The following is a 21,281-nucleotide window of genomic DNA, read 5'->3' as shown; positions in this document are numbered from 1 at the left end:
AGCACGACCGCCAAGGAAGCCAGCGTGCAGAGGAAGAACCCGGTCGCAAACGGCAAAAGCGTGCCGTCATAGTCTTGGCCGATCGTCGTGCCAATGCCGATGCCGAGCAGCGTGGTGATCGACCCATAGAGGGACGAGGCGAAAGATCATCGTCAGGTGACCACCTCGTCACGTTGGTGCAGCAGATTTGACGTTCGCTACGCAGCGCGTCACGATTGCTTGATGCGAACGTCAAATCCAAAGCTCCACTATAATTTTCAGCCCGGCCACACCAGTCCTTCCTCAGACGCGAAATAACGCACCGGCGCGGCCACGTCGCGGCAGGTGGGCGGTGTGCCGAGCCACCGAATACGGGCTGACCATGAGCCAAATCCTCAAGTTCCCCGACGGCCTTTCGCAGCGGATGCCAAATGATGGCTCGCCCAAGGAAGCTAGCGCTGAAACGGTAACCAAGACGCCAAGCCCGCACGTTCCTGTGATGACGGGCGATCAATGGAACGAATTCATCAGGCTACTGACGCCAGACGAGCAACAGGCAGGTTGTTTCCGCCTCGGTCATCGCTTCACCGATGCAGCGCCAGGCCTCCTCGAATTTCCCAAGCTCCGCATGAGCGCGGGCCAAGTGCGGCAAACCGAATGGTATGCAAAGTGTTCCTCCCGTTTTCCGATAGGCAGTAATCCCGGAGATCAACATTTCAATCGCGTCCGAAGCCTTTCCGGCCAACGCCAATGCGCTGCCTTGGTTCATCACTCCGAGTGCCTTCCAATACAACGAGCCCTTTTCTTCGGCCAGAGCGACAACCTCTTGGGCTTGCGTGGCTGCCGCGGCGCGCAGCGGCTGCAGGCAGGGTTGTGAGCAATGCAGCATTCTTCCTAGGGACGCCATCCATTACGGACCGCCGACCATTACGCCTCGAACGCAATCATTATGCCGACGCACGAATGGCAGGTCCCACGCTAGAGGAAGCCTGGTCTTGTCAAAGGTCGCTCGATCTTGATCATTGAACGTTTGCTTTTCGCTGAATGAACACGCTTTCGTTGCCTTGTCTCGACGCTCCAGCAACAGAGGTTTGCTTAAGCCCCAGTGAATGGCATCTCCGCAGTCAATCCACTCTTGAAAAGAACCAAAAGAATCCCAGCTGCCGGTGCAAAGTTCCAGGCTTTGCTGCTCCCGCCTTCTTGCTTCTGAAGTGGTGAGACCGTACACCCTTGCCACATAGGCAATGCGTTCTTCATCATAAACCGGGTCTGTTCCGGGGAATAACGTCTTAAACTCATCATTCCGATATCGGATCAACGCCGCAGGGTCTGTGTTCATCATCTGCTGAAAAAACAAATCGCCCACACCCATTTCCGAAACGTAGCTCTTCACGAGTTCAAATAACTTTGGGAGTTGCTGGCTGATCGCATCTCGGCCTATTTGCGAGTTGCTGGCTGATCGCATCTCGGCCTAACGGTTGAGCTGCTAGGTAAGGGCGATGTAGGCCTAGCTCGCCGGAACTGGAGCGCTGGACTCCAGCTATGAAAATCAATGTGCAGCTACTGTAGCAGCGGCCATTCTTGGGAATGGAGGTCGAGCCATCGAACTTGCGCACAAGCCCGCCAATTCGTATAGCCGCGGCAACGCTCCCACCTAAACTGTCAAGGTTGACCGTAAACCAATTTCTGTTCACTAGCTCTGGCAATTGCTTTTCGAATTGAATCGCGTCCTGATCCGAAATCTCGTTCGTGATGTATACAACACCGTTTGATGTCCGAACGTCCGCTCTTCCGACGCTTGGGGCGCTAAGCGCGGCGCACGCCGCAAACGCGCATAAAACCCAACTAGGAATCCTCATATCTGCCCCTCCGCAATACCGGTTTGTCCTCATTTCCCCCAGATGTTGCGAATCCGCTTGTCGGCGACCGCCGTGTAGACAACCGTATTCGCGATCGAGCGATGCCCCATGAAGGCCTGCAATGTCCTTGTATCGACTCCACGGGCCGCCAGGGCGTAGCCAGCAGCGTGCCGGAGCATGTGAGCATGGATCGGGAAAGGCAGCTTAGCGGCCTCGCCAAGCCGTTCAATCAGCTTCTGGGCGCCGTCGACCGAGAGCGGCGCCTTTCGCTCGGATAGGAATACGAAGTCAGCATGCGGATGCTCACGCCGCAAAGCCCGTAAGAACCGCAGCTCGTCACCCTGTAAGCCATGGATGCCGGGAGTGCCGTTCTTGGCGCGGCGGATATTGACGGTCGCGGTATCAAGATGGATTTGCTGCCAGCGAAGGTCGACCAGCTCGCTAACCCGCAACGCATGCAGGAAGGCCATGCGGATCATCAGCCGGTCGCGGATAGGATTGCGACTATTGCCGGCGGCGTCCACCAGCTTGGCAACCTCGGCTTCCGTCAGATACTCGCGCTTCCGGTAATCGGCATTCTTGGCCCGACCGCCGCGAACTGTCGACTTTTCAGACTGTGAGGGCCGTAATTGGATGACCGTATTCATTGGCAAATTCCCCCCTTGAGCAAATCAACTGTCGACATAATGCCTATTTCGGTCGGACCTCACCAACGGTGTGGCTTTAGCGACACCGAAAAACGGATTATCCGAAAACCCAATTGGCGAGTTGATCCGGCTCGCCGGCGTCACCAGGGGCGCGGAAGGCCGTCGCACTCGAGGCGACCGGGACGCCGGGCGAGGTCTCGAAACGAGGCCGAGTTGATCGTGAGAGGGCCCCAAGCACCATCCCGGTGCAGCCCGCAGCGCGCGCGGGATGGTGCCGGCGTCCCTGCGACCCGAAGGTAGACAGGGAGCCTGCCGACAGCATGCGCCGGGCGACGACTTGGTGGCGAATTAAATTTTTTGGGCGTCGGTTTCTGTGGGGGTCGCAAAAGCACCGCCCGCATGCAACCGTTCCTGAGCGCAACGGGCGGTGCCGGCCTCCCTGCAACCCATGGCGAGCAGTAGGGAGGTCGGGCGAAAGCCTAACACCAGATGGTGCTTCTGCAGACGCGGTGGCTCGTCACTGGCCGGCAAAGAAAGGCCCGGCGCACAGACACCGGGCCAGTCACAGGATAAAAGCGGAACTGAGGGGTTCCCAGGTCCGACTACATAAACGCCGGCGCCGCGGAAGGTTCCTCTGGGCCGGGACAGAAGAAGGCCCGGCGCTGATGCACCGGGCCAGTCACATTGCGGATGCGACAACTTTATCACCGCCATGTAACAGTGGGATGACGGTGGCGACGGCCGGCGGTTCAACGTGGCGCGCGGAGGCGGCACAACAAAAAGCCCGGTGTGTCAGCACCGGGCTAGTACACAAGAGGGTTACATATCGGGCGCCGGCGCCGGACGGGCATTGCGAGGGAACGGAACGTGCCGTTCGAAACCGAGGCCGCCCCGAATTCTAACGGGGCCGAGCGCCTGCCGTTCCCTGCAGCGTCGGGAACTGTTTTGGCACTAGCCGATTGAATCCTCTCCAACGCGAGGAGGGCTGCCATGCGCCTTCACAGCCACCCCTGGTCAATCGACGCAGTCGCCGTACTAGCCTCTGGCCTGCTGTTAATGGGCTCCGCCTGTGCCCTAGCAGCCGTGTGGGTCCAGCTAGCCCACTAAACCGCAGCCAAACCGACCCCGTCGCATCAATTTCCGTGCCAATTCTCAGGGGCTTGGCCATCCGCCTCAGCCGCCGGGCGAGGGATCTGGCCGCGAGGCCAGCCGCCCGCAAACGCGACAGGCCCGAGGCAGGCGTAGCGGAAACAAGAGCGAATTCGGTTCCTGTCAAAAGTGCCCAAGCGACGCAATAAACATTGCGAGCGTCATCGCAAGCGATAATACGATGATGCTCCAATGCAGTAATTCAACCGTACTCATTCGCAGTCTCCCTGAGCGACTGTGAAAAGCCGATGCGGGTCACGGCTCGGCAAACACCGTCTGGCTCGCCCGCCGCAGTGCAGTTCTTTGCATGGTGGTCTCCGTTGGTTAGACTTCGAGAAAGGCCTCGCTCCGTGGATGACGTCGAGGCCTGGTCACGGCCAGCGCAGATCGCAATATAAACCAATGCTGGAAACGATCAGCGCGATCAAAGTCCAGGCAAACGGATTATTCAGGAACTGGTACACCGGAGCTTCCCAATTTGAACGCGAGGCACATTACGTCTGGCATTGACGGCATGGCTATTCGTATTGATCGGGTGGTAGTTCTACTTGTTCGACAGTCTTTCGATGGCCCCCATTTATTGAACAGTGGTCAAGCGCGTATCAACGCCGAGGTCGGCAAGGGTGGGGTCCGCACCGCCATTTCGGAAGCGCGCCAGATGGCTTGGCTGGCGAGAGTTGGGCGCTCATCTTTCACCGGTTCCCGAGCGTTACCGCTGAGGGGACGCAGGCGCGGGCGGCGCGGTGCCGAAGTCGCCCGCTGTTTAGCGCCTACTATATAGGCTGGACAATTGGTGCGCCCAGGCGCCTCCTTCTAGAGGCATGGTCTTTGAGGAGCCACCGGGCGTGACACCGCCTGCCGTTCTTCATCCACATGCATGTGTTTGCCCCTGTCGGCGGTACCGGCGGGGGTTTTGCTTTGCCGCCGCACACCGCACACAAGCCGATGCGCTGGAAATCGAAGCCGGCGCCAAGCGTCGACTGGCTGACGAATACGATGCGGCGCAGGAGCGGGGCGAAATTGCTAACGCCGGCAATCCTAATTTTTCCGAAAGGGAAAAATTGCCCGGTTGGCGCCACCCGGCCATGCCGGCGAAAGCCAACCTGCTGCATCAAGATTCATGCCGGACGGCCTGTTGCCGGAAGCGGCAAATCAGCGCGTGTCGGCGCGGTTTCATCCACTTGCATGTATCCCACAATGCCGCCGGTCTGGTCGTGGCGGATTTTGTTGCAGAAGTCGAGAGGCGGCATGCACTTGGCGTTTGGTAGCCGGCGCCCTGCGCGACACCGAACTGCGCATGGCCTCTTTGCCCCTCGACAGGGTGAGAGCCGCGCGGATCGACCGCGTGAACCGCGAATACTGGCGCGACGACAGCGCCACGTTGATCAAGCGCCGGCAGCCGCCGGTCAACATTGTCGGCGGCTACCGATTCCCGGACGCGCCCAATATCGACATCAGCTCGTGCCGCTTGGCGTCCGTCGGGCCGTATCAACTGGGGATCGCGTGGATTTTGCGACGCCGCGACGATGTCGATCTGGTGCGGCCCGAGATTGGCGGCGGCACGAACACAAAGGTGCCGAGCCGGGTTCGCGCCATCGAATACCAGGGCAGTTTCGTCAAGGTCATCCTGGACAAGATCGGCGACGACGAATTTATGTCCCGGATCGTGTATTCTATCGTGACCCATTCTCCATCGGAGATGTGGTGATCGCCGGATGGGAAAAAGACAAAACCCGGATGCTCGCTCGAAACTGACTGCCAGTTGAAGATACAACAGGAGAAACGCGCATGAATGTCGAGATGACGGTCAACGGGAAGAAAGTAAAGGCGGATACTCCGCCGTCGCTGCTTCTATCCGATTTCCTCCGCGAGAACCTCAATCTTACCGGAACCCATGTCGGCTGCGACACCTCCCAATGCGGTGCCTGCGTCGTCCATATCGACGGCGTCTCGATGAAGAGCTGCACGCTTCTGGCGATCGGTGTTGACGGCAAGTCGGTCACGACCATCGAAGGCCTCGCCAAGACGGTCGATGCTGACCTGCACCCGATGCAGCTGGCCTTCCACCACAATCACGGTTTGCAATGCGGCTTCTGCACGCCCGGCATGATCATGAGCGCGGTGGATTTCGCTAAGCAGACGCCGAACCCCACCGAAGACGATGTGCGGCACTGGCTCGAAGGCAATATCTGCCGCTGCACCGGCTATCAGAACATCGTCGCGGCGGTACTTGCCGGCGCCGCCGCCATGCAGACCCAGGCGGGAGGCTGATCATGAATGTTCATACAGGCATTGGCGCGTCGATCCTTCGCAAGGAAGATCGCCGGTTCATCACCGGCAAAGGCAACTACGTCGCCGACATCAAGCGCCCGGATATGGCGATGGGCGTATTCCTGCGCTCGCCGCACGCGCACGCGCTGATCGAAAGCATCGACATCAAGGCGGCGGCCGCTCTGCCCGGGGTCGCAGCAATCTACACCGGCGCGGATCTCGCCGCGGACAAGATCGGCGGCCTGCCCTGTGCCTGGGGCGTCAGCAACGCCGATGGCACGCCGATGAAGGAGCCGCCGCGCTCGGCGATGGCGGTCGACAAGGTACGATGCGTCGGCGACGCGGTAGCGTTCGTGATCGCCGACACGGTCGAACAGGCGCGCGAAGCGGCCGAGGCGATCGAGGTCGAATATAAGATTCTGCCGGCCGTGGTCGGCGTGCTTGACGCGATTCGCCCTGGCGCTGCCGCCGTGTTCGACGACATCCCCGGCAACACCTGCTTCGACTGGGAGTGCGGTGACGCCAAAGCGACGGCAGCAGCGTTCAAGAATGCGGCTCACGTCGCCAAGATCAGCCTCGTGAACAATCGCCTGGTCGGAAACCCGATGGAGCCGCGCGCGGCGGTGGCGGAATACGATGCCGGCCGCGACCACTACACGATGTGGACCACCAGTCAGTTTCCGCATGTGGTGAAGGTGCTGATGGGCAACTTCGTGCTGAATATCCCGCAGAACAAATTGCGCATCGTGGCGCCTGACGTCGGCGGCGGCTTTGGCGTGAAGCAGTTCCTGTACGCCGAGGAGATCATCACCACTTGGGCCTCGCGCAAAGTGGGTCGCCCGGTGAAATGGGTCAACGAACGCAGCGAGGGCTTCCTATCCGACGCCCATGGGCGGGATCATGTCAGCGAAGCAGAACTGGCGCTAGACGAAACCGGCAAGTTCCTCGGCCTGAAGGTGCGCACCATCGCTAATATGGGCGGCTACCTCTCGACGTTCGGCCCGAACATCCCGACCAACCTCTACGGCTTGCTGCTGGCCGGCGTCTACACCACGCCCGCGATTCATTGCGAAGTCAAAGGCGTGTTCACCAACACGGTGCCGGTCGACGCCTATCGTGGTGCCGGCCGTCCCGAAGCGACCTTCCTGCTGGAGCGTCTCGTCGATGTCGCGGCCAGCGAGATGAAGATCGACAGGGCTGAAATCAGGCGCAAGAACATGATTGATGCGTCGCAATATCCCTATCAGACGCCGGTGATCGTCAAATACGACAGTGGCGACCCGAAAGCCTGCCTCGAAAAGGCGCTGGAGATCTCCGACTGGGGCGGTTTTGCCAGGCGCAAGGAAGAATCGAAGTCGCGCGGCAAACTCCGGGGCATCGGTCTTTCCACCTACGTGGAGGCATGCGGCCTGGCGCCTTCGCGCATCGTCCAGTCGCTCGGCGCCCGTGCGGGCATCTTTGAAAGCGCCACGGTGCGGGTCCACGTCACCGGCGATGTCACCGTGCTGATCGGGACGCACAACCACGGCCAGGGCCACGAGACGACTTTTGCGCAGATCGTGTCGGAAAAATTGTCCATTCCCACCGACAAGATTGAGATCGTATTCGGCGACACCGACAGGGTGCAGTTCGGATTGGGCACCTATGGCTCGCGATCGCTGGCCGTAGGTGGTACCGCGCTGTCCAAGGCCACCGACAAGATCATCGCGAAGGGAACCAAGATCGCCGCGCATATGCTCGAGGCGGGTGAGAGTGACATCGTATTCGAAAATGGATCGTTCACCGTGCAGGGAACCGACCGGGCGAAAACGTTCGGCGACGTGGTCGGTGCGGCTTATGGCCTGGTGAATTTTCCGATCGACGTGCTTGAGCCGGGCATGGAAGCCCAGGCATTCTACGATCCGGTGAATTTCACCTATCCCGGCGGCGCCCACATTGCCGAGGTCGAGATCGATCCAGATTGCGGCTCGGTCCATCTCGTATCCTATATTGCGGTGGACGACCTCGGCACTGTGATCAATCCCATGATCGTTGCGGGGCAGTTGCACGGCGGCATCGCGCAAGGGATCGGCCAGGCCTTGTTCGAGAACTGCGTCTATGACGAGACATCCGGCCAGATGCTGTCGGCGTCGTTCATGGACTATTGCATGCCGCGCGCCGACAACATGCCGAACATGGAGATCGTCACCCTCTCGACGCCGTGCACGCATACCAGCTTCGGCGTCAAAGGCTGCGGCGAAGTCGGCACCATCGGGTCGCCAGCGACCGTGATAAATGCCGTGGTCGATGCGCTATCGCATCTCGGCGTCAGTCATGTCGACATGCCGGCAACGCCAAACCGTATCTGGCGCATCATTCACAACAGCGCCAATCAGCTGCGCGCAGCCGAATAGGAGCAGGCGATGAAGGACTTTTCATACTACAAGCCATCTACGGTGTCCGAGGCTGTCGCCCTGCTGGCGGGCAACGGCGACAGCCGGCCCCTTTCCGGCGGCATGACACTGCTGCCGACCATGAAAATGCGGCTCGCATCGCCGACCGCCATAGTCGATCTGGCCGCGCTGCCTGGGCTGACCGCGATCACGGTCAGTGGCGGCAACGTGACCGTCGGCGCGATGACGACACATGCCGAGGTCGCTGCTTCGGCTGAGATCAAGGCAGCGATCCCCGCTCTCGCCACGCTCGCCGGCTCGATCGGCGATCCTCAGGTCCGGCATCGCGGCACCATCGGCGGCTCGATGGCCAATGCCGACCCTTCGGCCGACTATCCCGCAGCGGCGGTTGGCCTTGGAGCGACGATCGTCACGGATCGTCGCGAGATCGCCGCGGACAGCTTCTTCACGGCGATGTTTCAGACCGCGCTCGAACCCGATGAGATCATCCTGGCCGTCCGCCTTCCTATCCCGGACGCGGCCGGTTATGCCAAGTTCAGAAGCCAGGCATCGCGCTTCGCGCTAGTTGGCGCCTTCGTGGCGCGTTTCGGCGGCACCGTGCGCGTCGCGATTACCGGGGCCGGGCCGGTGGTATTTCGATCCAGGGATATTGAGGATGCGCTGGCGGCCAACTTTTCGCCCGGGGCGCTGGCGCGGATTTCGATTGCGCCTTCAGGATTGAACTCCGACATCCATGCCGACAGCGAGTATCGTGCCCATCTGGTGGTGGTGATGGCTCGTCGGGCCGTCGTACACGCCCTCGGATGCGAGCCATCTTGACGCCGCCGCGGCCGTGTCTACGGCTGGTATCAATCGATCCCGAAGAAGGCGAGGGCGTCACTAAGAATCAACGGCGAGCCCGTAGCCGAGGCTGACTACGGGTCGCTCCACGCAAGCATCCTGTATAACGAGGCGGGAATCCGCCTAACTGGGGACGCCTATGACGTTGATGGATTTGAACGCAGCGAAGTCAAACTCGCCTTCAATATTGCGATTAATGCCAAGAACAAGGCCGCTGCGGTTGCCGCTCTTGCCCATCATCTAGGAAAGGAGCGCGGGTACTGCGCCTCGATTATCGCCGCGATCCAGCGTCGCCATGAGCCTATTCAGCAGCAATTGTGCAGTGACGCTGGCGTGCGATTAATGCGCATCGACTCCGAGCTAATCCTTTACGGGGCATGCACGACGCTGGCCATCCTGCGCTGCCTGTACATGACGCTCGGCAATCCCGGCGATCGTCCCCGGATTCTCGGCGAGGTGCAGGAGCTGGCGCGCCAACATGCACCGTCAGCCATCGCTCGCGCGCTTAGCGCTGAAGGCAATCGCGAGGCGGTGGCCAGGCCGACGATGCGCTTCGTTGGCGCGATGAACAGATCGCCGCCGATGCTGCGCGGTTTCGGCTTCCGCTCCAACGAGTATGGCTTCACTTGCTAGGCTTGGCGGCGCCGGCGAAATCGATGTCGAAGATCTTGCGGTTCACGATGAGGGCGATTTCCTCGGCGGGCAGCGGCTTCTGGCATTCTGAGCGCGGGTTAAGCCAGAAATTCGATTTTGGCAGTAAAGCGAAGAGATCGCGCGCTTTCGCGCCAAGACACGACTCCGGCTCGGTCAAGTAGGTCGAAATGCGCTCCTTGGCGGTGAAAGCCGGATGCCAACGGCGCCCATTGAACTCGACGGTCGCGATGTTGAACGGTTCATTGGCCTTGAGAGATCGACGACCCTCCGGCCCGACCTCGGTCTCCGGTGTCAGCACGAAGAGCTCGGCCTCGAGGAGAGCGGCATAGAACCCCGGGATCTGCTTCGGGTCGGCGGCCGCCGCCTGCATAAGCCGCTCAACGCGATTTATCGGCTCGAACATCGCGGACCTCCACTCTTAGACCACCTGGCGCCCCACGCGCCTGTTCCGAGAGCGCGCGATAAATCGTGTTGCGCGACACCCCGAGTTGGCGCGCGGTTTCGCTGACGTTGCGGTGGCATTCGATGTAGGTCGCATATACTTGCGCGCGATGCTGCTCGTGCAGCGTCGAACCCTGGCTCGGCGCGCTTTGCGCCTGCCCGAGGACGCCGGCCGCCGCGTCGAGGTCGATCGTCGGCTCCGAACCCTCGAGCGTTAGACGCGAGAGAACGTTGCGAAGTTGGCGAATGTTGCCCGGCCAGGCGCATTCCGCAAGTCGCTGAATGGCAGCATCGTCAATTCTGCGCTCTTGGTCGACGTCCGCCAGCACCTTGCGGACAATCGCCGCGAAGTCCGTTCGCTGACCGAGCGGCGGCAGACTCACCTCGAGCGCATTGAGGCGGAACATCAGGTCGGCGCGGAAGGAGCCGTTGGCGACGGCCTTTTCGAGGCCGGCGTTGGTGGCCGAGACGAGGGACACGTCGACTTTCTTCTCGGCGCCGCCGATGGGACGGACGGTCCAATCGTCGAGAAAACGTAGCAACACGGCTTGCAGAGCCGTCGGCATTCCCCCGATCTCGTCGAGGAACAACGTGCCGCCGTCCGCCTGCCGGAAGAGCCCGACCGCGCCGCCCTTGCGCGCGCCAGTGAAAGCGCCCTCGCTGTAGCCGAAGAGCTCGGACTCAACCAAGCTTTCGGGCAGCGCGGCGCAGTTGATCGCGACGAAAGCGCCCTTCCGGCCACTCGCGCGATGGGCGTGGCGCGCTAATTGCTCCTTTCCGGTTCCGGTCTCGCCCCGGATCAAAATCGGCATTTTGCGGCGCGCGGCCGCCTCCGTCTGGCGAACGATGGCCGCGACTGTCGGATCAATGGCGACGAACTCGGTCGGGTATGCCTGTTCGGCTGGCGGCCTGGGCGTCGACACGGCGCGCAGCATCGGCGAAACCTGCGGCGACTCGACGCGCGCGACATAGGTACTGCCGACGACATCCTGAAGGCGCTGGCGCTCTGAGCGCCGGCTCTCGCCGATGAAGTCCGAAATGCGCGTTCGGAAGACCTCGCTGAACGGTTGCCCCGGCGATAAGTGCAAACCGTGCAAGCTCGCGCGCGCCGCCTGGTTGGCCGCCAAAATGGAGCCGCTCTCGTCGAGAGCCAACAATCCAACGCTAAGCGTATGCAAGAACTCGCTGCGATTGTGAAAGGCGACCACGATGTCTCGCCGGTGCCGCTCACGAAAGAGGCCGTTCTCGATCTGGGTGGCCGACATTTCGACCAGCACCCGCGTATGACTCTGCCGAGATGCGCAATCAGAGGAGGCGTCGAGCACGCCCGCCAAAGAGCCGTCCGGATCGAACACCGGAGCGGCACAACACGTCAATGATCGAAAACGCGAGTAGAAGTGGTCGTCGCCGTGTACGACCGCGGGCCGCTTGAGCAACGCCGCAATGCCGATGCCGTTCGTACCGCAGCGACGTTCGTCCCACCAAACGCCGGGTCGGATCGCTTTGCCATCGGGACCGTCCTTGAAGCTCTCGTCGGCGACGATGTCGAGCAACAGGCCCTCAGGCGTCGCAAAGGCGATGAGAAAGTTCGTGCCGGCGATCTGCTGATGCAGCACATGCATCTCGGCCAACGCCAAGCCGCGCACAAAGCTCCGGCGTTCCTGCTCGGCCCGCAGTTCTCCGCCGCTGACGTATTCTGGGTTCGGCGGCCGCTCGCAATCGAGGCCGAGCGCCACGCATCGCAACCAGCTGTCGTAGATGTCGACCGCCAACAAGCCGGTCGGCACGACACCGCCGCGTCGCAAAGCGGCGCGCGCTAATGCGCTTCGCTCCGCAGGTGCGCCGACCATAGGGCCTCCACATGGCCGAGCGGCTCGTCAGGGAGCTCCAGCTCATCGTTCCCGCGCGCCGCAAGTGCGGTGAGACTATCTGAAGCAAAGCCGAAATCAATGCTTCTTCGGACCCGCATCCGATTGCTCCGAAACGGAGCAATGTTGCTCTGTGACCGATCCGATTCAGAGCGAAACGGCGAACCGCCCTTGCTCGAAACCCATGTCGTCCCAAATAGATAACGAGGTGGCACGGCTGTTGCACGACACGGGCAACCAATCGTTAGCGAAGCTGGCTTCGGTGAAGCTGACTAGTCTAGGGGCGGGAAATGAAAGCGGCTGTTTTGCACGCGTTCGACGACAAGCTGACGGCGAAGGAGTTTGTCAAATACGAGGATGTCGCGGACCCGACGATTAGCCGCCCCTCGGAGGTGATCGTTCGCATCGGCGGCGCGGGGGTCTGCCGCACCGATCTCCATATCGTGGAGGGCATCTGGCGCAGCAAGGTCGACATCAATCTGCCCTACATCATGGGGCACGAGAATGCCGGTTGGGTCGAAGCGGTCGGCAAGAACGTACAGGGAGTCAAGGTTGGGGACGCAGTCATCTGTCATCCCCTCGTGACAAGTGGCCATTGCATTGCGTGCAGGCGCGGCAACGACATGCATGCGGAGGAGAGCAGTTTCCCCGGCATCAACGCCAATGGCGGCTATGCGGAGTATCTGCTGACCGGCGAACGCTCGCTGATCAAGTTGCCGAAATCGCTCGCGCCGAAGGAAGTGGCACCGTACACGGACGCCGGCCTCACGGCCTACCGCGCTGCCAAGAAGGCGTCGCGCCATCTGCTCCCCGGAGAATATTCGGTTGTCATCGGCGCCGGCGGGCTCGGGCACATTGGCATTCAAGTTCTGGCCGCGCTGTGCGCGGCGGAAATCGTGGTGGTCGATCGCTCCGTCAAGTCGCTGGAGTTGGCGAAGGCGTGCGGCGCGCATCACACCGTCATAGCCGACGGCGGCGAGGTCGAAAAAGTACTGCATCTCACGCATGGCAAAGGCGCGGAGGCCGTCATCGACTTTGTCGGCGAAGGCGACGCGGTCGCGAAAGGGCTCGCTATGACGCGGAACCAGGGCTTCTACTACGTGGTCGGCTACGGGGGAAAAATCGACATTCCGACCATCGATATGATCACCAGCGAGAAGACGATCGTGGGCAATCTGGTCGGCACCTACGCCGAACTCGTCGAGCTGATGGCGCTCGCTGACCGGGGTCGGGTGACGCTGCATACGCGGGAATACAAACTCAGCCAAGCCAACGACGCGCTGCACGATCTGCATCATGGCCGGATCAACGGGCGCGCGGTGCTCGTTCCATGATTGATTTTGAGCAGGGTCGCAACGATCGATCGCCGCGCGACGCCGAGGCGGCCAGACGGTCGCAGGCGAGCGCCGAGGCCCGCCAACGTTTGATCCTTGCGATGATCGACAACAACGCGCGCCAGTTGCGGTTCGATAGCGCCCGGGCGGGGGCCGACATCGAGCAGGCCGGCGCGTTGCGCGATATGGCGCGCGACCCAAACGATCGCGACGCGGCCTTGCGGTTCGAAGAGGTCAAGAGGCGGATCGCGACCCTCGAGGAGGAGCACGGTCGTCTCGTCACGGAGCGGGAGTGGCTCAACAGATCGCTGATGGAATTTACCGAGGAGGCGGAGGGGCCTTGTCATGAACGCGACTGAGAGGTCGGAGGATCCGGCGGTCGCCAATCTGAGCGAGGAGGATCGCTCGAAGGACGAATTGTTCGTGCGGCTCGCCCATGTTGCAGAAGACATGATCGCGAAGCACGGGAAGGATTTCGCGATGGGCGGGTTGATTTTAGCAGCTCGCTTCATCGCAGAAGGAAGGCCGCTCATAAAACTGCAAGGTTCGATGAGCGACTGAATGACGGCCGCGAATTGAGCTGAAGACTCAGTTTCGTGTGCGCGAGTGCGGACACGAAGTCCGATACGGAGGGCGGTCTTGGGACGCGAAGACGCGACGGATCGGAAGCGATGCGAGGCGGCTGGAAGGAACCAACAGGAGGACGATGCCATGGCAGCAAGTCTAACTTTGAATAAGATTACCGCGCAGAAAGGCATCAGCATCGGCGAAGCGGCCAATCGCGTCGCCGATCTGGGCTGGACGCCGAGCTACGTTCAGGAAGCGATGACCTTCCCGACCGATTACAAGATCTCGCGGGTGCCGCGCGATCCCATGAAGCAGGTGCTGCGTTCGTATTTCCCGATGCAGGAGGAAAAGGACAACCGCGTTTACGGCGCGCTCGACGCGGCGCTGCGCGGCGACATGTTCCGCAACGTGGAACCCCGCTGGATCGAGTGGATGAAGCTCTTCCTGGCGATCATCCCGTTCCCGGAAATCTCGGCCGCCCGGTCGATGGCCATGGTCGGCCGCCTGGCGCCCGGCGAGGAGCTGCGCACCGGATTCACAATGCAAATGGTCGACGAGCTCCGTCACTCGACGATCCAGATGAATCTGAAGAAGTGGTACATGGAGAACTACATCGACCCGGCCGGCTTCGACATCACGGAGGCCGCGTTTGGCAAGTGCTACGCATCGACCATCGGGCGTCAGTTCGCCGAGGGCTTCCTGACCGGCGACGCCATCACCGCGGCGAACATTTACTTGACGGTCGTGGCCGAGACGGCATTCACGAACACGCTGTTCGTCGCGATGCCGTCGGAAGCGGCGCGCAACGGCGACTACGCCCTGCCGACGGTGTTCTTGTCGGTGCAGTCCGACGAATCGCGTCACATCGGCAACGGCCACTCGTTGTTGATGGCGATGATCCACGATCCGTCGAACCATGATCTTCTGGAGCGCGATCTCAAATACGCGTTCTGGCAGAACCACGCCATCGTCGACGCGGCCATCGGCACGTTCGTCGAATACGGCACCACCAATCGCGACAAGACCAAGGAATCCTATGCGGAGCTATGGCACCGCTGGATCTACGAAGACTACTATCGTAGCTACATGCTGCCGCTCGAGAAATACGGCGTCAAGATCCACCACGACGACGTGGCGGAGGCCTGGGATCGCATCGTTAAGAAGGACTACATTCACTTGACTGCGCAATTCTTCTCGGTCGGTTGGCCGGTGAACTTCTGGCGCATCGAAGCCCAGACCGAGAAGGACTTCGACTGGTTCGAGCACAAATACCCCGGCTGGTACGCCAAGTTCGGCGATTTCTGGAAGTGGTATGCGAAGCTCTCGAAGCCCGGCGAGACCAACATCCTGTTTAATAGCGATGTCGGCTACGTCTATCCGCACCGCTGCTGGAGCTGCATGGTTCCGTGCCTGATCCGCGAGGACTTTGTCTGCGACGAAGTGGACGGCAAGATGTACACCTATTGCTCGGAGGGATGCCGCTGGACGCATAAGGTGGGTTTCAGCAGCGAATACAAAGGCCGCCCGACTCCTGCGATGGGCCGTTTCAGCGGTCGCCGCGAATGGGAAGACTGCTATCACGGGTGGGACCTCGCCGACGCGATCAAGGATCTCGGTTTCGTCCGCTCCGATGGCAAGACTCTCGTCCCGCAACCGCATCTGCGGTTCGACGCCAAGGACATGTGGACCCTCGATCATGTTCGCGGCCATACGCTCGGCAGTCCGTTGCGCGGCTTCCGCGCGCTGAAGGCGGGCGCGGAGCGGGACGCGGCGGTCGCCGAATATCGCAAAGGCTTCACGATCAATCCCCTTCATTGATCTTGAGCTGAAAAAGCGGAGGTCGCCCGGCGGCGACCGCCGTTGCAGAAGGATCTGAGAATGCGTCGCGGTGAGATCGCCGCGGCGCACCCTCTAAAAGCGCGCAAAAAGCGCGCAGAGCGCGCAGAGGAGGCCACGAGGATGGGCGACGCTCAGGTGTACAAAGTGCGTCTCGAGCCCGTCGGCGTCGAAATGGACGTCGAGGAGGGCGAGACCGTTTTGGAGGCGGCGTTCCGTCAAGGCATCGCCCTCATGCATGGCTGCAAAGAGGGCCAATGCGGCTCCTGTAAGTCGCGCCTCATCGGCGGCGACATCGAATTGCTGAAGTACTCGACGTTCGCTCTGCCGGATTACGAGAGGGAGACCGAGCACGTGCTGCTCTGTCGAACCCACGCCTACAGCGACCTCGAGATCGAGCTGCTCAACTTCGACGAGGAGTTGCTGTCGCGCGCGATTCCGGTCAAGACCTATTCTGCGACCGTTATTGAGACGAAGGCGTTGACGCACGATATCCGCCAACTCGACATCGAGTTAGATAAACCATTGAGGTTCTGGGCGGGCCAATATGTCGATTTGGCCTTGCCCGCCGCCGGGGTGACGCGATCGTTCTCGATGTCGAACGCGCCGGGCGACGATCGGCGACTGTCGTTCATCATCAAGAAATATCCGGACGGGGCCTTTTCGTCGCTGCTCGACGGAGCCTTGGCGCCAGGCGAGGCGGTCGCGGTCAAGGGGCCCTATGGCACCTGCAGCCGGCGCGCGGGTCGTTCCGGCGCGATGGTTCTCGTCGGCGGCGGTTCGGGCATGTCGCCCTTGTGGTCGATCCTGACCGACCAGGCCCGCAGCGGCGAATCGAGACCGGTCCGGTTTTATTACGGGGCGCGGACGAAGGCCGACCTCTTCATGCTCGACGAAATCGCTGCGATCGGCGAACGAATCTCCGATTTCCAGTTCATTCCGGCGCTTTCGCACGGCGCTCCGGATGACGGATGGGAGGGCGAGACGGGGCTCATCCACGAAGTCGTTCAGGGTCACCTTCGCGCGGGGCGGCTTGCCGACGCCGAAGACGCCTATACGTGCGGCCCGCCGCCGATGATCGACGCGGTTCTGCCAGTGCTGCGGATGAGCTCGATCGAGCCCGAGCACATCTATTTCGACAAGTTCACCCCGGCGACCCGGTAATGGGCCGCCGCAAACCGCCGAGGCAATGAGGCAAAAAGCTGACGCTTAAAAGGAGGAAACAGTGAGCACAGCCCAAGCTACGCAACCCGTGAAGTCCGGCGCTGCCGGTGCGGCGATATTTCCGGGATCAGACAGCCGGAAATTCAACTATTTCGAGCCGAAGGGCCGGAAGGCGACGCATTACGAGGACATGACCGTCGACGTGCAGCCGGATCCCGAGCGGTACTTGCTGCAAGATTGGATAATCTCGTTTCCCGACGGGACGCCGACCTATTCCAAGACCTGGACCAATGCGCTCAGCTCCGATTGGCATAAGTTCCGGGCGGTCGACCAGGAATGGGAGCGCACGCACTATCAACGCCAGTCGACAATTTGCGGCATGGTTCAGGGCGTAATCGAGAACGCGCGCAAGTCCGGCGCGCCGAAGCGTTTCGACAAGGCCTGGGTCAAGGTTTTGCAGGATCATCTGGGCGCCTATAAGCACGCCGAGTTCGGCCTGGGCACCTCGATGATGCAAGCGCAACGCTACGGTTATACCCAGATGATCAACACTGCGATCTTGACCAATTCGTCGTACAAGATGCGCTTCGCGCAGGATCTGACGATCTACCTCGCCGAGATCGGCCTCGACCTCGATGGGTTCGACGCCGGCGCGGGCAAGAAGCACTGGCTCGAGGACCCGATCTGGCAAGGCGCGCGCAAATCGACCGAATCGATCATGGGCGCGACGGATTATCTCGAACAATATCTCGCGACCAATTTCGTGTTCGAGCCGTTAGTCGGCGAGTTGTTCCGCAGCGGTTTTATCATGCAGATGGCCGCGGGACAGAACGACTTCGCCACGCCCGCGGTGGTCGCAGCCGCGGAGGCCGACTACGAGCGCAACCTCGCCAATAGCGTCGAATTGTTCCACATCCTAGCGACCGACAAGGAGCATGCCGCGCATAACAAGGCGCTGTTCAACGGCTGGATGAAGAAACATGCGGAACTGGCAGCCGCGGCCGCCAACGGCCTACAGCCGCTGTGGTCGCAGCCGCGCGTCAAGGTCGTCTCTTTCGCCGACGCGCAAGCGCAGGCGAAGAACCGGCTGGAGGCGATCTGCAGCGAAGTCGGCCTCGCGGTTCCTTGATGGCCAATTCCAAAAAAGACCACTCGTCTCTTTAGGAGGACTCGATGACTGAAGCGGTGCAGCACAGCAATATATTCAAGTCGATGAAGGATATTCGGTTCGAGGACACCATCTCGCATCAGTGCGGGATCACCATGAACGACAGCGTCGAGGCGCGGGCCATCGCCGACGTGATGGAGAGGAAGAAAGGGGTCGCGGTGACCTATCAACCGTCGTTGATCCGCATCGACGGCGACCCCAAGCTGACCTTCAACATGGAGGAGATCAGCGAGGCGTTGGGGCGGCCGATGACGCCGCACCTGTTCGAAATCTCGACTTCCACTCACTATGGCCGTATGGTCATGGTCGACGACAACACCGTCGTGGTGTTCGGCGACCTGCAGGAAGCGCTCGCGTATATAGAGCACTAAACGACGGGGTTGACGCCGAGGAACCCGTTTCTCGGCGTCGATCGCCATAATCGGCTTCATCGACGGCAGAGGGAGGATGAGATGTATCGGACGAAATCCGGCGAAGAGATTTTCGTCATCGACGGGCACACGCACTTGTGGGACGGCAGCCCGGCGAATCAAAAGAACATTCATGGCAAGCAATTCATCGAATGCTTCTACGCGTATCATTCCAATTTGAGCCCCCCGTCCGAGAAATGGCCGAAAGACAAATTCGAGAAGTACGACGCCAAGACCATGTATGACGACTTGTTCATCCATGGATACGACGACATGGCGATTTTGCAGCCGACCTATCTCACCGACTTCTACAAGAACGGCTTCAACACCACCGAGCAAAATTCGGCGATGAAGAAGAGCCACCCCGAGCGCTTCATCCTTAATGGCGCCTTCGATCCGCGCGACGGCAACAAGGGCATCGAGGAGCTGCACGCCAAATGCGAGAAATATCATCTCAAGGGCGTCAAGCTCTACACCGCCGAATGGCGCGGCGAGTCAAAAGGCTACAAGCTGACCGACAAGGAATCCTACAAGTTCGTCGAGGCGGCGCAGAAATACGGGATCAAGAACCTGCACGTCCATAAGGGCCCGACCATCATTCCGCTCAACCGTGACGCATTCGACGTCGCCGATATCGACGACGTTGCGACATCGTTCCAGGACCTCAACTTCATCGTCGAGCACTGCGGCCTGCCGCGCCTCGACGACTTCTGTTGGATCGCGACGCAGGAGACCAACGTCTACGGCGGGCTGGCGGTGGCGCTGCCCTTCATCCACTTGCGCCCGCGTTATTTCGGTCATGTGATGGCGGAGCTGCTCTTCTGGCTTGGGCCCGACAAGCTGCTCTACGGCAGCGACTACGGCATCTGGACGCCCAAATGGCTGATCGAGAAGTTCATGGCGTTCGAGATTCCCGACGACATCGCCAAGGAGACCGGCTCGTCCCTGACGCTCGAAAACAAGACGAAAATTCTCGGCCTCAATGCGGCGCGCCTCTACGACATCGACGTCGCGGATCAGAAGAAGAAAATCCACGCGGCCGGCGGATACGCCCATCTGTCGTCGGCCGCGGAGTAGGCGGCCATGGCGGTTGCGTCCATCGAGGACCGCCGCGCCGAGGTTTGGGACCGACTGCGCGGCGTGATCGATCCCGAACTCGACGAATCGGTGGTCGATCTGGGCTTCGTCACCTATGTCGACGTGGAGGCAGGCGAGAAGGTTCGGGTTGGGTTTCGTCTGCCGACCTATTGGTGCGCGGCGAACTTCTCGTATCTGATGGCCGACGACATGCGGCTCGCGATTGGAGCGCTCCCTTGGGTCGGCGAGGTCGAAGTCACAATCGGCGAACACATGTACGCCGAGAAGATCAACGAAGGCCTCAAGCGCGGGCTTTCGTTCGCCGAAGCATTTGGCGATGAGGCGGATGACGATCTCGGCGGGCTTCGGCGGACGTTTCTCGTCAAGGCGTTCCAGCGGCGACAATCCGCGCTGCTCGATCATCTTATCGCCGCCGGGTTCTCCGCGGCGCAGCTCGTCGACATGAGCCTCGAGGAGCTTTCGGCGGCCGATCTCGACGACACGGGTTCGGCCCTGCGGCGACGATATTTCGAGCGGCGCGGCGTTGTGGGCGAGGCTGACGCCCGGCGCGCCTTCGTCGACGCGGAGGGCGACCGGCTGCAGGCCGAGACGCTGGCGGTCTATATGCGCGCGATGCGGCGAGTCGGCGTGAACGCCGAGTTCAACGGCGCCCTCTGCCGCGGCTTGCTGCGTGAGCGCTTCCGTCTCGACGCTCCAGAGGCCTGATTCGCCCGATGGCCCGCTCTCGGCGGGCGCGCGACGACAATTCGTGAGGGGATGCGGAATGCCGAAGATGATGTTGCACGACGCCGAGGCGCGCGCGGCGCTTGCGCGCGGCGTAGCCAAATTGACCCGCGCGGTGAGCGGCACTTTGGGCCCCAAGGGGATGAATGCGGTCATGGATCGCCCGCTCGGGACGCCAATCGTTTCGCGCGACGGCGTCTCGATCGCCGCCGAGATCGAACTCGAGGATCCGTTCGAGAACATGGGCGCGCAGATCATGCGCGAGGTCTCGAAGCAAACTAACGACGTCGCGGGCGACGGCACGACGACGGCGACCGTTCTCGCCAACGCCATGGTTCAGGACGGACTGAAGCTGCTCGAGGCCGGGGCCAACCCCGTCGATGTGGTCGAAGGACTGCAGCTGGCGGTCGAAGAGACGGTTGCGCACTTGAAAAAAGCGGCGCGACCGATCGAGGGCTTCAAGGGCGTGCGGGCGGTCGCCTGCATCGCCGCCAATGACGACAAGCTCGGCGCGCTTGTCGCCGAGGCCTTCGAGCGCACCGGGCCGACCGGCATCGTCGCCGTTGAATTCGGCGCGACCGTGGACACCGTGCTCGATGTCGTCGAGGGCATGGCCTTCGACCGAGGCTATATCTCCCATCATATGGTCACTGACGTCGAGCGGATGGAAGTCGTGCTCGACAACCCGATCATCCTCATGACCGACAACAAGATCCAATCGGCCGACGAATTGTCGGGAGTGTTGGCGATCGCCGATCAGCATCAGCGGCCACTCTTGATCATCGCCGAGGAATTAGCGCCGCCTGCAGTGATGGGCCTGCTTTCGCAGCGCGGCGACTCAAAAGTGAAGATCGCCGCCATCCATCCCCCTGAATTCGGC

General features: G+C 61.3%; 21 protein-coding genes and 1 pseudogene. 17 read left to right on the top strand and 5 right to left on the bottom strand.

The genetic code is table 11. The features are described from left to right. A pseudogene (locus VNX23_RS10660) lies at nt 1-140 on the bottom strand (MFS transporter); the annotation flags it as partial. A gap of 221 nt (nt 141-361) precedes the next feature. On the opposite strand from VNX23_RS10660, the gene VNX23_RS10655 reads away from it, so the two are divergent. Further along, nucleotides 362-856, top strand: a complete 495-nt coding sequence (locus tag VNX23_RS10655) for a hypothetical protein (protein ID WP_325629784.1) — start codon at nt 362-364, stop codon at nt 854-856. A 33-nt stretch (nt 857-889) separates the two neighbouring features. Here the strand turns inward: VNX23_RS10655 and VNX23_RS10650 are convergent, their stop codons facing one another. Further along, on the bottom strand, nt 890-1,372 hold the full coding sequence (locus tag VNX23_RS10650; RefSeq protein ID WP_325629782.1) for a hypothetical protein: 483 nt from the start codon (nt 1,370-1,372) through the stop codon (nt 890-892). A 495-nt stretch (nt 1,373-1,867) separates the two neighbouring features. Beyond that, nucleotides 1,868-2,485: a tyrosine-type recombinase/integrase gene (locus tag VNX23_RS10645; protein ID WP_325629780.1), complete on the bottom strand. Its 618-nt coding sequence runs from the start codon at nt 2,483-2,485 to the stop codon at nt 1,868-1,870. 1,994 nt (nt 2,486-4,479) lie between these two features. Here VNX23_RS10645 and VNX23_RS10640 point away from each other — a divergent pair. The 6 genes from VNX23_RS10640 to VNX23_RS10615 all read left to right on the top strand — a co-directional run bounded on the left by VNX23_RS10640 (nt 4,480) and on the right by VNX23_RS10615 (nt 9,771). Then, a complete protein-coding gene (locus VNX23_RS10640; RefSeq protein ID WP_325629778.1) occupies nt 4,480-4,902 on the top strand; it encodes a hypothetical protein in 423 nt (140 codons plus the stop codon). Nucleotides 4,903-4,979: 77 nt separating this feature from the next. Then, nucleotides 4,980-5,342, top strand: a complete 363-nt coding sequence (locus VNX23_RS10635; protein ID WP_325629776.1) for a hypothetical protein — start codon at nt 4,980-4,982, stop codon at nt 5,340-5,342. Between the two features lie 80 nt (nt 5,343-5,422). Further along, complete coding sequence (locus VNX23_RS10630) at nt 5,423-5,905, top strand: (2Fe-2S)-binding protein (protein WP_325629774.1); 483 nt, start codon at nt 5,423-5,425, stop codon at nt 5,903-5,905. A 2-nt stretch (nt 5,906-5,907) separates the two neighbouring features. Beyond that, entirely contained in the window at nt 5,908-8,298 is a 2,391-nt protein-coding gene (locus tag VNX23_RS10625) for a xanthine dehydrogenase family protein molybdopterin-binding subunit (RefSeq protein WP_325629772.1), read from the top strand. Between the two features lie 9 nt (nt 8,299-8,307). Continuing rightward, nucleotides 8,308-9,117: a xanthine dehydrogenase family protein subunit M gene (locus tag VNX23_RS10620; protein ID WP_325629770.1), complete on the top strand. Its 810-nt coding sequence runs from the start codon at nt 8,308-8,310 to the stop codon at nt 9,115-9,117. Nucleotides 9,118-9,480: 363 nt separating this feature from the next. Next, nucleotides 9,481-9,771, top strand: coding sequence for a hypothetical protein (locus VNX23_RS10615; RefSeq protein WP_325629769.1), 291 nt, complete (start codon nt 9,481-9,483; stop codon nt 9,769-9,771). Here the strand turns inward: VNX23_RS10615 and VNX23_RS10610 are convergent. Together VNX23_RS10610 and VNX23_RS10605 are read right to left on the bottom strand one after the other, a co-directional pair. After that, complete coding sequence (locus tag VNX23_RS10610; RefSeq protein WP_325629767.1) at nt 9,761-10,162, bottom strand: SseB family protein; 402 nt, start codon at nt 10,160-10,162, stop codon at nt 9,761-9,763. The genes VNX23_RS10615 and VNX23_RS10610 overlap by 11 nt on opposite strands. Nucleotides 10,163-10,169: 7 nt before the next feature. Continuing rightward, a complete protein-coding gene (locus VNX23_RS10605) occupies nt 10,170-12,083 on the bottom strand; it encodes a sigma-54-dependent Fis family transcriptional regulator (protein WP_325629765.1) in 1,914 nt (637 codons plus the stop codon). 308 nt (nt 12,084-12,391) lie between these two features. Here VNX23_RS10605 and VNX23_RS10600 point away from each other — a divergent pair, with 308 nt between their 5' ends. The 10 genes from VNX23_RS10600 to groEL all read left to right on the top strand — a co-directional run. Further along, nucleotides 12,392-13,435: an NAD(P)-dependent alcohol dehydrogenase gene (locus tag VNX23_RS10600; protein WP_325629763.1), complete on the top strand. Its 1,044-nt coding sequence runs from the start codon at nt 12,392-12,394 to the stop codon at nt 13,433-13,435. Next, on the top strand, nt 13,432-13,794 hold the full coding sequence (locus VNX23_RS10595) for a hypothetical protein (protein WP_325629761.1): 363 nt from the start codon (nt 13,432-13,434) through the stop codon (nt 13,792-13,794). The genes VNX23_RS10600 and VNX23_RS10595 overlap by 4 nt, the downstream gene beginning before the upstream one ends. Continuing rightward, complete coding sequence (locus VNX23_RS10590; protein WP_325629760.1) at nt 13,781-13,996, top strand: hypothetical protein; 216 nt, start codon at nt 13,781-13,783, stop codon at nt 13,994-13,996. The genes VNX23_RS10595 and VNX23_RS10590 overlap by 14 nt, the downstream gene beginning before the upstream one ends. A gap of 150 nt (nt 13,997-14,146) precedes the next feature. Then, the gene (locus VNX23_RS10585) at nt 14,147-15,820 is read left to right on the top strand and encodes an aromatic/alkene/methane monooxygenase hydroxylase/oxygenase subunit alpha (protein WP_325629758.1); all 1,674 of its coding nucleotides are present in this window, start codon (nt 14,147-14,149) and stop codon (nt 15,818-15,820) included. 141 nt (nt 15,821-15,961) lie between these two features. After that, on the top strand, nt 15,962-17,002 hold the full coding sequence (locus VNX23_RS10580) for an FAD-binding oxidoreductase (RefSeq protein ID WP_325629756.1): 1,041 nt from the start codon (nt 15,962-15,964) through the stop codon (nt 17,000-17,002). Between the two features lie 61 nt (nt 17,003-17,063). Further along, nucleotides 17,064-18,131, top strand: a complete 1,068-nt coding sequence (locus VNX23_RS10575; protein WP_325629754.1) for an aromatic/alkene monooxygenase hydroxylase subunit beta — start codon at nt 17,064-17,066, stop codon at nt 18,129-18,131. A 44-nt stretch (nt 18,132-18,175) separates the two neighbouring features. Next, entirely contained in the window at nt 18,176-18,541 is a 366-nt protein-coding gene (locus VNX23_RS10570; RefSeq protein ID WP_325629752.1) for an MmoB/DmpM family protein, read from the top strand. A gap of 81 nt (nt 18,542-18,622) precedes the next feature. Further along, the gene (locus VNX23_RS10565; protein ID WP_325629750.1) at nt 18,623-19,657 is read left to right on the top strand and encodes an amidohydrolase family protein; all 1,035 of its coding nucleotides are present in this window, start codon (nt 18,623-18,625) and stop codon (nt 19,655-19,657) included. Between the two features lie 6 nt (nt 19,658-19,663). After that, a complete protein-coding gene (locus VNX23_RS10560; protein ID WP_325629748.1) occupies nt 19,664-20,383 on the top strand; it encodes an iron-sulfur cluster assembly protein in 720 nt (239 codons plus the stop codon). A 58-nt stretch (nt 20,384-20,441) separates the two neighbouring features. Then, a partial coding sequence (groEL, locus tag VNX23_RS10555; RefSeq protein ID WP_325629746.1) for a chaperonin GroEL occupies nt 20,442-21,281 on the top strand: 840 nt, incomplete at its 3' end.

The organism is Bradyrhizobium sp. (assembly GCF_035570375.1).
Classification (GTDB): domain Bacteria; phylum Pseudomonadota; class Alphaproteobacteria; order Rhizobiales; family Xanthobacteraceae; genus Bradyrhizobium.
Note: the sequence above shows the minus strand (reverse complement) of the source record. Positions and strands in the feature narration are given on the sequence as shown.

Coding starts and splice junctions, on each gene's coding strand:
- VNX23_RS10655 (WP_325629784.1), top strand. CDS start 362: ATGAGCCAAATCCTCAAGTTCCCCGACGGCCTTTCGCAGCGGATGCCA.
- VNX23_RS10645 (WP_325629780.1), bottom strand. CDS start 2,485: ATGAATACGGTCATCCAATTACGGCCCTCACAGTCTGAAAAGTCGACA.
- VNX23_RS10630 (WP_325629774.1), top strand. CDS start 5,423: ATGAATGTCGAGATGACGGTCAACGGGAAGAAAGTAAAGGCGGATACT.
- VNX23_RS10625 (WP_325629772.1), top strand. CDS start 5,908: ATGAATGTTCATACAGGCATTGGCGCGTCGATCCTTCGCAAGGAAGAT.
- VNX23_RS10620 (WP_325629770.1), top strand. CDS start 8,308: ATGAAGGACTTTTCATACTACAAGCCATCTACGGTGTCCGAGGCTGTC.
- VNX23_RS10615 (WP_325629769.1), top strand. CDS start 9,481: ATGCGCATCGACTCCGAGCTAATCCTTTACGGGGCATGCACGACGCTG.
- VNX23_RS10610 (WP_325629767.1), bottom strand. CDS start 10,162: ATGCAGGCGGCGGCCGCCGACCCGAAGCAGATCCCGGGGTTCTATGCC.
- VNX23_RS10605 (WP_325629765.1), bottom strand. CDS start 12,083: ATGGTCGGCGCACCTGCGGAGCGAAGCGCATTAGCGCGCGCCGCTTTG.
- VNX23_RS10600 (WP_325629763.1), top strand. CDS start 12,392: ATGAAAGCGGCTGTTTTGCACGCGTTCGACGACAAGCTGACGGCGAAG.
- VNX23_RS10595 (WP_325629761.1), top strand. CDS start 13,432: ATGATTGATTTTGAGCAGGGTCGCAACGATCGATCGCCGCGCGACGCC.
- VNX23_RS10590 (WP_325629760.1), top strand. CDS start 13,781: ATGAACGCGACTGAGAGGTCGGAGGATCCGGCGGTCGCCAATCTGAGC.
- VNX23_RS10585 (WP_325629758.1), top strand. CDS start 14,147: ATGGCAGCAAGTCTAACTTTGAATAAGATTACCGCGCAGAAAGGCATC.
- VNX23_RS10580 (WP_325629756.1), top strand. CDS start 15,962: ATGGGCGACGCTCAGGTGTACAAAGTGCGTCTCGAGCCCGTCGGCGTC.
- VNX23_RS10570 (WP_325629752.1), top strand. CDS start 18,176: ATGACTGAAGCGGTGCAGCACAGCAATATATTCAAGTCGATGAAGGAT.
- VNX23_RS10565 (WP_325629750.1), top strand. CDS start 18,623: ATGTATCGGACGAAATCCGGCGAAGAGATTTTCGTCATCGACGGGCAC.
- VNX23_RS10560 (WP_325629748.1), top strand. CDS start 19,664: ATGGCGGTTGCGTCCATCGAGGACCGCCGCGCCGAGGTTTGGGACCGA.